Genomic DNA, 12,080 nt, shown 5'->3' with positions numbered 1-12,080 from the left:
ACGCATGTCACCATGAGGACAGCCGTTGCGCGTGGTCTTGTGGTCGTCATTTCCTTCTCTTCGGCTCGGGGGCGACGGACGCCGTCCGCCGCCCCCTGCACCAGAGCGAACGGCTATGGCTGTTTGCTGGTCAGCTCCGTCGCATATAGCGTAGTGCCGAGGCTCTTCGGGTGGAAACTCTCCCGACTGACGCAGACCGTGTTGATCTGACACGGAAAGTCGCCAGGCCCCTCCTGAGCGCCTACGATGCCATTGATCGCTTCCTGGCTTCCCGCGCAGATCCGGTGCCCGTCGAACCGAAGGTTGAGATCAATGAAACTCACGGGTGAACCGGCTGCGGCGGCTTCTGCCACCGCTTGTTTTTGCACGGCGGTCATGTGGTTTCCTGCACTGTTGAGCAGGTCGGTGATGCCCTGTGTCTGCCCCATGGGGCCGACCCCCGCGCAACTGGCGTTTGGTTCGAACAGGTTTGGATAACCCATGAGGGCTATCTTGGCGTACTTCGCCTTGCTGTGAATATCCTTGAGTACCGTTACCAGGTTCCCCTTTATGGCGTCGATTTTTGCGTTCATCTCTGCCAGTGTGGGGCAGGTGAATATTTGCTCGCATTTCTTGATGGTTTCGGCGAATCCTGCATCATTTCCGCCGACCGTCAGGGTGACGAGCGTGGTGTTATCGTCGAGGAATCCGGACTGGAGTTGTCCTACCTCATGGAACTGGCCGTCCTGGCCATAGGCGAACCCGCCCAGACCTTCAGGGTCGATGTTGTTGGTGAACGCGCCGCTACAGGCAACAGAATGGTAATCCAGAGTACTGTCGCTCGGCCGATCGGCGACTGTTCCGATCGTCTCGCTGGTGCCCCTCAACGTCGTCTTGCGGATCCATGAGTTCGTACTGCGCCGGCAGGCGTTCCAGCTGTTGGAGCCATATCCGATGTCGGTTCCGGGCAGATACGGCCCCGCGCCCTCGCCCGAAGAATACGAGTCACCGAGCTGCACGACGAAATTCTTCGGCTTGGCGGCTAGCGGCACGAACGCCGCCGCGTCCCAGGCCACGTCCTCGACGCCCGTCCCATCCTTGGTGTAGTTGCTGAGCGTCACACTCGGTTGCTGAGTCGTCGAGGTGAAGTCGAAGACCCCGAGGCTGACCCAGGCATTCTTTTCTATGCGCGTGGGGATGTAGCGGTGGGCGACCGTCGTGCTGCCTAGTTTCACCGTGTAGTGAGCCTGCTGCGTGTGCGCTCCGTACGCCGGCAGATGAACAAGCACCCGAGTCCACTTGCCCATCGACATCCCGGGGCTCCAAGTCCCGGTAACCGCCTGATCGGGATAGGTGTTCTCGGTCTGCGTATGGGCATACCAGAAATGCCCGCCGAAGCCCGCCCCGATCTGGTGGAAGTCGATTTTGCTGGGATAGACGGTCGTGGTTCCTTGGACCTTCGAACCGAATTTGAAGGAGAGTGATCCTTGATGGGTCCAGTTCTTGCTGTCGGGACAGCCCAGCGCCGGCGGAGCACTCGCGGGTACGTCGTCAACAATGACTGCTGAGGCGGGGAGGGGGCTGGTACACGTGCCCATGTCCTCGTTGGGCACGGTTCTCGGCGGCTCTGCGGCGGTAGAGCTATAGGTGAGGCGCTCCGTGCCGCAGGTCGTACTGCACGGATTGATCCACGTCGCCGGATAGTGCCACCAGCATTTGAAGTCGCTTCGCTGGCAGGCCGGGGTTTTTGATGAGTCGCATTGATTCTTGTCGAGTGCGCAGAAAGTTTTGAAATCGGGCTGTGCGGCCTTGGCCGTGGAGGGCCAGCTCGCCGGGGCGAATGCTTTCGAGTAGGTCTTCGCGACGTAGTCCCAGCGGGTGAGCCCGTAGGCGGCCCAGCCTATGACCCGTTCCGGGTAGCTCCACAGACCCGGCGTCTTGGCATCGTTCGGGTCCGACATGAACACGTTACGACCAGGTTTGTAGTTGGTGTTGAGTGGGTTGTTGGTCCACCCCAACCCGAACATCCCGGTAGCGTCCTCGCCTTGCGGGTGGTAGCCGGAGTTGTACGCCCAGAGTGCGAACCACCAGTTCTCCAGATACTTTGGATCGCCATCGTTGACGGTCATCCCGACATTCTTAAGCTGAATCCACTTGTCCTGGAGCATTTGGAGGCCCGCAGCGATGTTCGCAGCGTAATCGACAGCGATGGCCCGCTGCTTGTCTGCAGCCATGGGGGTGTCGGAGGTGCCGTCTGCTTTTTTGCATGCTTGCAAGCACATCCCGTCAGTCACCTGGGCCATGCCGTAACCGCAGTCCGTCGCGCCCCAGTTGACGGTATGGACGTCACCGTTGTTGCCGTAAAAACCACCCTGGATGAAGTTGCTGGTCTGCCCGTCGATCACGTGACTGGACGCCTGCCACATATTCGACTCCTGCGCAAGTACTCCGAGCAGGATCTGGGCCGGCACCCGAGGGCCGCCTGTACGCGGCGGAAACATGCCCTGCGGCGTGTAGGACGCCGTATTGCCGGTCTGGTTCCAGTTCGTTGGCCGAGTGATGGTCAGTGTTCCCTGGACAGCCCTGTCCGCCGCCCATTCACCCATCGCCGCCGTCGGCTGGAGCGTCTGGATTTTCGGGTCGTTTCGGGGGATGGAGCAGGTGCGATCAGGATCGTAGGTCACCGTCGAGGGGTCGACAGCGGCGGCCTTGTAACCCTTCCTGGTGGCCGGGGCCGTACCCGTCAGGGTTCGAAGCGCCGGCGACATCCGCGTGCCTTCCGCGGGACGTATCGCGTTCGGCATCACAGAGAATGTTGCCGGACGGCCCGTACCTGTGATCGTTGCGGCGATGCCGATAGGGACCGGTCCCTTGGCAGGTCCCACGCCCATCCGAGCGGCGGCCTCCTGTTTCGTGCTCGAGCTCGTGATCGCGATGCCTCCGTGTGTGGAGACCTCCGCATCAGAGCCGACTTCGAAAGCGCGCCAGTTCGCCGGCGGACTTCCTTTGCGCAGGAGAGACGAGCTGCCCGCACCGGTGAGGTAGATCGCACCGCCACGGCCTTGCAGCTCGATCGAGCCGAGCGTGGCCGTGCCGATGACCTGCTCTCTGCCTGACCTCAGGCGACGGACGCTCACCTGTCCGCCGCCGGCTACCTCGTAAGCCAGGCCACCGCCATTTTCCGCTGCCAGATGGAACGGGGTGCCACCCGTCTGCGCCAGGACCTTCGTCTTCCCGCCCGCATCAGCATGGACGACTGCGCCTTGCTGCGCGAAATCAACACCACGGCCGGCAGGTACCGCCGATGTGGCTTGTCCCTTGATCGTCAGCTTGCCGGAGATCGCGCCAGTAGTGGCATCGACTCTGAACATCCGGGTCAGTTGAGCGCCTGGACCTGTTTCCTCACGGGTGAGCACAGCATCTTCGCCCGTACCGCACCCAGGGTTGTGGTAGGCGATGGATACCATCTCACCGAGTTTGTGCACGGTTCCCGTCTTCAAGTCCACGACAGCGGCGAACGCCGTCTTCTGGAAGCGGGTCTCGAAGTTGACGACCTGACGAGGCGCGTAGACCACGACAGCGCGCCTACCGGAACCGGTGAGGCAATACTGGCCGATCCACTGGTCGGTGGTGACCCCCGGTTCGACCAAGGTGGCAACGGTTCGCCATGCATAGGCTTCTGCCGCGTTGGCGGCCAGAACGTGGAAACCATCGGCATCGCCGTCCGAAGTCACCGCCCGGTCCTTGGACTTGCGCCACCCGGTCGGCAATGCCCTGTCGGGATCGGATACTTTCCCGGCTAGCGCGGATACCTTGTTTTTCGGAGAAGAAGTAGGGGAAGGGTTGGTCCTACCTCTTGGGTCGGCCTGCGCGGGCCCCTGAAAGAGACCGGCGACGATCACCATCGCGCCGAGTGCCGATAATGATGCACTCGCCCTTTTTTTGAATATCAATGACTCTCCTTAGTTTGTTCGCCTGGCAGCCCTTGCGGGGTGAGTGCGGTTGAACTGCCGGACAGAATTCCCGTTCCGTGCATATTGACCAGTTTTTTCCTTGAGGGTCGGGGAAAGTCCTCGCCGTGAATCCTCTGCGCTGGCGGACTCGACTGTTGTTTATTTTCTGTCGATAGTTAATTCCTTGATAAAATCAGTCACCGGGTGCAGGTTGACGTGCATTCTTGCTGTATTTACATGTCGAGGCAATATGATGTAGATCACAGATAATCTCAGGACGGGATGTAAACCACTTCGTTCGCCAGGCGTCCAGAAGGACGATCAGAAGTCTGGAGGCAGAGTTGGTGAACGGTCGGGGAAGTGTCCTGTTCTGTGACGGGTTGGCTGCTTGAGGCCCTGGACCCCGCCCTTGGGGCGATGGCGGGCGGCCGTTGGTGGGCTGGGTGGGGGGTGTCCAGCGGGCGAGCCGGTGCCCAACGGTGGAGTGGCGGTTCGGCCAGGGATCAGCCATCGTTGGTCAGGACTGGGAAGTAGTGCGGCCGCCGAGACATCCTGCCATCCTGTGCGAAGCGCTGTGTAAGATTGCACAGACAAGGCATCTCAGACCACTTTCTCGAAAACGCACTGAGCTTGACTTTCAACCTGCTGCCTGGGATTTCCCGTCGGGCCTCACTGCTTTAGTTCTTGTTTTCGAACGGGTCGTACCGGGCCGGAGTGAGACCTCATAGGTCAGGCCGCGGGCGAGAGAACCGGGTGAGCGCGGCCATGACCGGGCGGACCTGCCGGTCATCTTGTCCGGAGCGTGGTGCGTGATCTTTCGGCAATCCCGGCCAGGCTGGAATCCCCGCGGTTCATAGCGGGGAGGATGTCGAAAGTTCCACGATCTGAACACCAAACCGCTTGAGCGCATCGTCACCCGGTGGCTCAGGCCCGGCGCACCGGAGGACGAACCGTGAAGATCTACGTGACCAGCGTCTTCGTCGACGACCAGGAGAAGGCACTGCGCTTCTACACCGGCGTCCTCGGCTTCGTGAAGAAGACCGAGATCCCGCTCGGCGAGGCCAGCTGGCTGACCGTCGTCTCGCCCGCGGACCCCGACGGCACGGAGCTGCTGCTGGAGCCCGCCGGCCACCCCGCCGTCAAGCCGTACCGGACGGCGCTGGTCGAGGACGGCATCCCGCTCGCGTCCTTCGCCGTGGACGACGTCCGCGCGGAGTACGAGCGCCTGCGCGGCCTCGGGGTGGAGTTCACCCAGGAGCCGCTGGAGATGGGCCCGGTCACCACCGCGGTCCTGGACGACACCTGCGGCAACCTCATCCAGATCGTCCAGACCAACGGATAACGCGAAACGCCCCCGCCGGGGCGGCGGGGGCGTTGGTGGTGGGGTCTGGGTGGCGGGTCACCGCTTGCGGGCCTTGGCGGCGCGGCGGGTGCGCTTGGCCTCGGCCTGCAGCTCCTTGACGCGGTCCTTGACGATGTCCTGGGTGAACTCCGGACGCAGCATGTCGTTCTCCTTGGTTCCTTGCCGGGCCCTTTCGGCCTGACAAGTACAAGGTTCGTCCTAAGACACCCCGCCCCACATGAGGACGACGCCCTATATCCGCCGCCTAGGAGTGCCTTAGACCGGCCGGGCGGCGGCGTAGGCCTCAGTCGAGGAACAGGGCGGCGAGGCGGGGGAGACGGCGGCGCATCTCGTCGTCGTCCTCCACGTCCCAGTCGTCGCCGGCCGGCTTCGCGGGGCGGGCCATCCCGCGGACGGCGGCCTCCACGGCCGCGTCGAGCGTGCCGGTCTCGCCCTGGACCCTGCGGTAGGCGTCCTTGATCGGGCAGCCCAGCGACTGGAAGCCGATCCAGCCGCTCTCGCCGCGGCTCATCCGGACGACGACGGGCAGCGTGGCCAGGGAGTCGGGATCGGCCACGGCGCGCTCGAAGACGTCGCGGCCGAGCAGGACGAGCCCGTCGCGGAAGTCCATGAAGCCGTCGTCCCCGCAGCCGCCCTCGATGAGGTAGGCGGCGTTCCACAGCGGATACCGGTACGCCGTGCCGGTCACCTCGATCGCCTTCAGGCGGAAGGCGGCGATCTCGGCCGGTCCCAGCGCGGCGAGCACCTCGGTGAGCGCGCCGGGCAGCGGGTCGTCGGGAAGGTTCCGGTCGTCGGCCCGGTCGCCGGCCGCGGCGCGCGCCTGCTCGATGAGGTCCCACCACTCGTCGGTCCGCATGGCAGGGAGGCTAGGGCAAGGCGGTGACAACGGCGATGGCCGCGGGTATGACGGGGGCCGGGACGCGGAAGGGGGGCCTGATGGCGCAGGTGAGGGTGCGGCGGATCTACGACGAGCGGGAGGGCGACGACGGGCAGCGGGTGCTCGTCGACCGGCTGTGGCCGCGCGGGATCAGCAAGGAGAAGGTCCATCTGGACGAGTGGTGCAAGGAGGTCGCGCCCTCGACCGACCTGCGCAAGTGGTACGGCCACGACCCCGATCGGTACGAGGAGTTCGCGCGCCGCTACCGCGCCGAGCTCAAGGACGCCGAGCACGCCGCCGCGTTCGGCGGGCTGCGCGAGCGGGCCGAGCACGGCCCGGTCACCCTGCTCACCGCGGCGAAGCGGAGCGACATCAGCGAGGCGGCCGTCCTCGCCGACCTGCTGAAGGGCGGCGCCGGGGAATGAGGAACGCCCCCGCCGGGGCGGCGGGGGCGTTGGTGGTGGGGTCTGGGCGGCGGGTCACCGCTTGCGGGCCTTGGCGGCGCGGCGGGTGCGCTTGGCCTCGGCCTGCAGCTCCTTGACGCGGTCCTTGACGATGTCCTGGGTGAACTCCGGACGCAGCATGTCGATCTCCTTGGTTCCTTGCCGGGCCCCTTCGGCCTGACAAGTACAAGGTTCGTCCTAAGCCACCCCGCCCCACATGGGGACGACGCCCTATATCCACCGACTTAGGCGCCTTAGCCAGCGATGATCCATCTCAGGCGGGGTAAGGCGCGTCCATGTTCTTCTTCTTTTCGAACCGGCTCGGATGCATCGGCTCCATCGCCGTCAGCGTCGTCGTCACCGTGATCCTGTACCTGGTGCTGGCGCGGTGAGCCGCCCCGGGCCCGGGGCGGCTCGGCGGGGCGTCAGCGCTTGTAGCGCTTGCCGTGCAGCATGTTGACGAGCTGCAGGACGCGGGCCATCTCCTTCTCGGTGCGCTCGAAGGAGGTGAGGTTCATCGGGAGCGCGAAGCGCTGCCGGGTGATGGCCTTCGGCCGGGCGAACTCGCGCAGGCCGTCCGCGCCGTGGATGCGGCCGAAGCCCGACTCGCCGACGCCGCCGAACGGCAGCGCGGCGACCGTCGCGAACGCGGCGAACGCGTTGACCGAGGTCATGCCCGAGCGGATGCGGCGGGCGGTGTCCATCGCGCGGCCCTTGCTGCCGGAGAAGACGGTGCCGGCCAGGCCGTAGCTGGTGGCGTTGGCGCGCTCGACGGCCTCGTCCAGGTCGCGGACGCGGTGCACGGTGATCGTCGGGCCGAAGGTCTCCTCGCAGACGGCGGCCGAGTCCTCGGGGACGTCGGTCAGCACGACCGGCTCGACGTAGGGCTTGCGCACCGACTCGGGCCCGCCGACCACGGCCTTGCCGCCCTTGTCGAGGGCGTCCTTGATGTGCCGCTCGATGATGTCGAGCTGCTTGGGCATCGTGATGGGGCCGTAGGCGGCCTCGCGGTCGAAGCCGGGGCGCAGGTCGCGGGCCTTGTCGGTGAGCTTGCCGAGGAAGGCGTCGTAGGCGGAGTCGACGACGTAGACGCGCTCGACGCCGATGCAGGTCTGGCCCGCGTTGGACATCGCGCCCCACAGCGCGGCGTCGGCGGCGGCGTCCAGGTCGGCGTCGGCGTCGACGATGCACACGTCCTTGCCGCCGCACTCGGCGACCAGCGGGGTGAGGTTCTGCGCGCAGGCGGCCATGACGCGCTTGGCGGTCGGCCCCGAGCCGGTGAAGGCGATCTTGTCGACGAGGGGGGAGGACGCCAGCGCCGCGCCCGTCTCGCCGAGGCCGGTGACGACCTGCAGCACCGGGTGCTCGGGCACCACCGCGTCGACGAGCTCGGCCAGGAACAGCCCGACGCCGGGGGTGAACTCCGACGGCTTGAACACCACGGTGTTGCCGGCCGCGAGCGCGTAGGCGATCGAGCCCATCGGGGTGAAGATCGGGTAGTTCCACGGGCCGATGACGCCGACCACGCCGAGCGGCTGGTACTCCAGCACGCACTTGTGGTTGAGCGCCATCAGGCCCGGGTAGACGCCGCGCGGGCCGAGCACCTTCTCGGCGTTGCGGGCGGCCCAGTCCAGGTGCGTGATCGCCATGATCGTCTCGAGCTGCGCGTCCTGCAGCGTCTTGCCGGTCTCCTGGTGGATGAGCTCGGCCATCCGGCTGAGGTTGCGGGTGAGCGACCCCTTGACGTTGAGCAGCCGCAGCCGGCGCTCCTTCCAGCCGAGGGCGCCCCACCAGGCGGCCGCCTCGCGGGCCCGCTCGAGCGCCTGCCCGACGGCCGCCGCGTCGTGCACGGGGTGCTCGGCGACGACCTCGCCGGTGGCGGGGTTGAGCGAGGAGAAGGTGGCGGGGTTCTCGGTGACCACGGACATGGGGACCTCCGGGACGAGGTAAGTGAATGCTTGCGGCGACTTACCGGCTAGTAAATCACCTTAGGCCAGGAATCTCCCCAGGGGCCGGGGAACCCCTCAGGCGTCGGGGATCCAGCTGCCGTGGAAGCCCGCCGGGACGCGCCGCGGCAGGTGCACGGTGGCGGTGAGCGAGAGGTCGGCGGCGTTCAGGACCCGCAGCTCGGAGCCCTGCCCGGCCCGGTCGGACACGATCGTCAGCAGCCACCCGTCATCCTCGGCGCGCGCGCTCTCGGCCGGGACGAACACCGCCTCACCTGCGGCCATGCCCTCGCCGAGGTCGTGGGCGGAGGAGGAGGGGCGCTCCAGGTCGTACTTGACGATGGCGTCGTCGGCGACGGTGTAGAGGTAGCGGTGGCCGTGCCCGGTGCGGGTCTCGTTGTGCGTGGGGAACTCCACACCCCGGTCGTCCAGGGCCTCCTCGGACACCTTCCCGGTGGCCGGGTCCAGCGTCCAGCGGTGCAGCCGGGCCGACTCGGTCCCGGCGGCGGCGCGCGCCGGGTCGGGGGCGCCGCCGATGTCGGCCCACAGGCCGGCGAAGTCGGCGTCGCGGTAGCGGGCGCCGTCCACGACGATCCGCCCGGCGGCGTCCTCGTAGGCGTTGCCCACGTGGAAGACGTAGCAGGGGTCCACCTCGAACCAGCGGACCGGGCCGCCGGCGCGGGGCATCACGCCGAGCCGGGCGCCGTAGCCGTCGTCCCAGCGGTAGGGCATGCCCCCGCCGGTCAGGGCGAGGTCCAGGTCGAACACCACCGGCAGGTCCAGCCAGACGACGTGGTGCCCGGTGATCGCGAAGTCGTGCATCATCGTCGGCCCCGGCACCTCGATCTCGCGGCTCTCCACCAGCTCCCCGGCGGCCGACAGCCGGTGGTAGGTGAGGTAGGGCGGCAGGAAGCCGGTGCCGAAGAACAGCAGCTCGCCGGTGACCGGGTCCTGCTTGGGGTGCGCGGTCATCGCCGATGTCAGCCGGCCGCCGAAGTCGCACGGGCCGACGGTGTCCAGCCCCGGCGTCACCTCGTAGGGGAAGCCGACCTCGACCAGCGTCAGGATCTTGTCCGCGTGCGCGATGACGTGGGTGTTGGCGGGGACCGCGGTGCGGTCGAAGGTGAGGTCGTCGCGGACGAACCGGGCGTCCTCGGTGAACCCGCTCGTCCGGATCCAGCGGTTGCGGTACCACTCGGCGCGCCCGTCGCGCAGCCGCAGGCCGTGCAGCATGCCGTGCCCGAGGAACCAGTGCTTGCTGGGCTCGCCCGGCCTGGGGTTCGGGCCGTTGCGGAGGTAGCGGCCGGTCAGCTCGGCGGGCAGTGTGCCGGTGACGGCGAGGTCGGTGGCGGTGATCTCGTCGGGGACGGGGGCCAGGTGGCCGGTCAGCCAGCTCTCGGTCATGCCGTGCTCCTTCGGTTCCGGGGGAGGGGGGTCAGCGCGCCTGTTCGTACGCGGCCTCGTCGATGCCGTGCTCGGCGAAGTGGCGCTTGCGGGCGGCCTCGGGGTAGCGGGCGGTGAACACGGCCGGGACGGCGAACCCGGCGACCTTGACGGCGATGAGCAGGGCGGTCTGGTGCGGCGCCCAGTGCTGGACGCAGGCGAGCGCGATCGCGGTGAGGGTGAACCCGGTGGCCCAGACGACGGCGATGACGGTCACGATGCTGCGGAACAGGCCGGTCGCGGCGACCTCGGCGGTCACGTCGCGGCGGGCGATGCCCTCGGTGAAGGGGCGGCCGATCGCCAGGCCGCCCCAGGCGGTGACGGCGAGCCAGCCGATGGCGAGGGCGGCGCCGTACTTCAGGATCCCCGCGTCCGGGGCGCTGACGGCGAACGCGGTGAGCGCGGCCATGTAGACGGCGGTGGAGCACTCCAGGATCTGCGCCCCCCACGGCTGGCCGCTCCGGCGCTGCAGGACCAGCACGGCCAGGGCGACGGCGAGGCCGGCGGCGGCGCCGGCCCGGTCGTCGATGTCGGCGACCACGGCGAGGGTGATCCAGGGGAGGAAGGTGAGGCCGTAGTACTTCAACATCGGGGGGCCTTTCGGGACGTTCCAAGTTCGACATGTCAAAAGTTAGACGTTCCACAAGTGACATGTCAATAGAGACATGTAGAGTGAGGAGCATGAGTCTTCGACACGCGGTACTTGGACTGATCGCCGAGCTGGACGGTGCCAGCGGATACGACCTGCTCAAGATGTTCGAGATCTCGCTCGGCAACGTCTGGCCGGCCACCCAGAGCCAGCTCTACGGCGAGCTCGGCAAGCTCACCGACGCGGGCCTGATCGAGGTCGTGGGCGAGGGGCCGCGCGGCCGCAAGGCCTACGGCATCACCGAGGCGGGCCGCACGGAGCTGCTGCGCTGGATCACCGAGGTGCCGGTCAAGCCGGCCCGCCGCGACGACGCCATGCTGCGGGTGTTCTTCCTCGGGCAGGTCGACCCCGCCAAGGCGCAGGAGTTCCTCGGCGGGCAGGCGGCCGTGCTGCGCGAGCGGACCGAGCAGCTGAAGGCGCTGGAGGGCGCCATCGACTGGGACGACGACAACCTGTCGGTCTACGGGCGCCTGGTGATGGAGTACGGGCGGCGGTTCCTCGCCATGCGCGGCGAGTGGTACGCGTGGGCCGCGGAGGAGATCGCCGAAACGGAGCCGGCGCGCCGGGCGGTCAGCTCACCCAGAACTTGAACAGCAGGTGCCCGATCCGGATGGACATCTCGCCGAGGCCGATCGCGTCGCAGATCCAGTAGGTCAGGTCGAAGAACGCCTCGTTCAGCGGCCGGACCAGCCACAGCAGGGCGAGCAGCACCAGGAACGCGTACCCGCCGTACTGGTTCGCCGTCGCCACCCACGAGCGCGGCAGGTAGGGCTCGACGATGCCGAAGCCGTCCAGCCCCGGGATCGGCAGCAGGTTCAGCAGCGCGGCGGTCACCTGCAGGAACCCCAGGAACGCCAGGCCCGCCCAGAACACCGCGTGCTCCTTGTGCGCGAAGTTCTTGAAGATCACCGCGATCATGATCGCGAACAGGACGTTGGTCAGCGGCCCGGCGGCCGAGACCAGGCTGTGCCGCAGCCGGCCCCGGATCGCGCCCCGGTCGATCCACACCGCGCCGCCGGGGAAGCCGATCCCGCCGAGCAGGATGAACAGCACCGGGATGGCGAAGCTGAGGATGCCGTCGGCGTACTTCAGCGGGTTCAGCGTCAGGTAGCCGCGGGTCGCCACGCTGTGGTCGCCGGACCGGTAGGCCAGGTAGGCGTGCCCGAACTCGTGCACGCACAGTGTCACGATCCAGCCCGCCACGACGAACGCGAACAGCGCGATCCGGGCGGGCCGGTCCACGATCGTGCCGTACCGCCAGGCGATGAGGCCGGTCAGCACGGTGACCGCGACGATCGCCAGGAAGAGCGGGCTCGGGCCCGCCGCCGGACGGCGGTCCCCGATCCTGTGCACCGTGCCCATGCCCCGTACCCCTCTCCCCGATGATCTGCACTCGCGACGCTACCGTCCCCGCGGTAGGGCCCGTG

9 protein-coding genes are annotated in these 12,080 nt (G+C 67.3%); 3 read left to right on the top strand and 6 right to left on the bottom strand.

Annotated elements, in window-relative coordinates; all coding sequences use genetic code 11:
- Positions 1 to 113 precede the first annotated feature (113 nt).
- Positions 114 to 3,884, bottom strand: a complete 3,771-nt coding sequence (locus ACRB68_RS24395) for an SGNH/GDSL hydrolase family protein (RefSeq protein WP_153536247.1) — start codon at positions 3,882 to 3,884, stop codon at positions 114 to 116.
- A gap of 1,000 nt (positions 3,885 to 4,884) precedes the next feature.
- Between ACRB68_RS24395 and ACRB68_RS24385 the strand changes: the two genes are divergently transcribed.
- Positions 4,885 to 5,274 carry a VOC family protein gene (locus tag ACRB68_RS24385; RefSeq protein WP_328594702.1) on the top strand — a complete coding sequence of 130 codons (390 nt, stop codon included), beginning with the start codon at positions 4,885 to 4,887 and terminating at the stop codon, positions 5,272 to 5,274.
- Positions 5,275 to 5,578: 304 nt separating this feature from the next.
- Here the strand turns inward: ACRB68_RS24385 and ACRB68_RS24380 are convergent, their stop codons facing one another.
- Complete coding sequence (locus ACRB68_RS24380; protein WP_153536245.1) at positions 5,579 to 6,151, bottom strand: DUF4240 domain-containing protein; 573 nt, start codon at positions 6,149 to 6,151, stop codon at positions 5,579 to 5,581.
- Between the two features lie 80 nt (positions 6,152 to 6,231).
- On the opposite strand from ACRB68_RS24380, the gene ACRB68_RS24375 reads away from it, so the two are divergent.
- Complete coding sequence (locus tag ACRB68_RS24375) at positions 6,232 to 6,597, top strand: DUF488 domain-containing protein (protein WP_153536243.1); 366 nt, start codon at positions 6,232 to 6,234, stop codon at positions 6,595 to 6,597.
- A 443-nt stretch (positions 6,598 to 7,040) separates the two neighbouring features.
- Here the strand turns inward: ACRB68_RS24375 and ACRB68_RS24370 are convergent, their stop codons facing one another.
- From ACRB68_RS24370 to ACRB68_RS24360, 3 genes are all read right to left on the bottom strand, one after another.
- Entirely contained in the window at positions 7,041 to 8,543 is a 1,503-nt protein-coding gene (locus ACRB68_RS24370; RefSeq protein ID WP_153536241.1) for an aldehyde dehydrogenase family protein, read from the bottom strand.
- A 96-nt stretch (positions 8,544 to 8,639) separates the two neighbouring features.
- Entirely contained in the window at positions 8,640 to 9,965 is a 1,326-nt protein-coding gene (locus tag ACRB68_RS24365; RefSeq protein WP_153536239.1) for a carotenoid oxygenase family protein, read from the bottom strand.
- Positions 9,966 to 9,996: 31 nt separating this feature from the next.
- A complete protein-coding gene (locus tag ACRB68_RS24360) occupies positions 9,997 to 10,593 on the bottom strand; it encodes a hypothetical protein (protein ID WP_153536237.1) in 597 nt (198 codons plus the stop codon).
- 92 nt (positions 10,594 to 10,685) lie between these two features.
- Here ACRB68_RS24360 and ACRB68_RS24355 point away from each other — a divergent pair, with 92 nt between their 5' ends.
- Positions 10,686 to 11,243 carry a PadR family transcriptional regulator gene (locus ACRB68_RS24355; protein ID WP_153536235.1) on the top strand — a complete coding sequence of 186 codons (558 nt, stop codon included), beginning with the start codon at positions 10,686 to 10,688 and terminating at the stop codon, positions 11,241 to 11,243.
- Here ACRB68_RS24355 and ACRB68_RS24350 read toward each other — a convergent pair.
- Entirely contained in the window at positions 11,224 to 12,015 is a 792-nt protein-coding gene (locus tag ACRB68_RS24350) for a site-2 protease family protein (RefSeq protein WP_153536233.1), read from the bottom strand. The genes ACRB68_RS24355 and ACRB68_RS24350 overlap by 20 nt on opposite strands.
- Between the last annotated feature and the right edge of the window lie 65 nt (positions 12,016 to 12,080).

Origin of the sequence: Actinomadura macrotermitis (genome assembly GCF_009604375.1) — a bacterium.
Taxonomy (GTDB): Bacteria; Actinomycetota; Actinomycetes; order Streptosporangiales; family Streptosporangiaceae; genus Spirillospora; species Spirillospora macrotermitis.
Note: the sequence above shows the minus strand (reverse complement) of the source record. Positions and strands in the feature narration are given on the sequence as shown.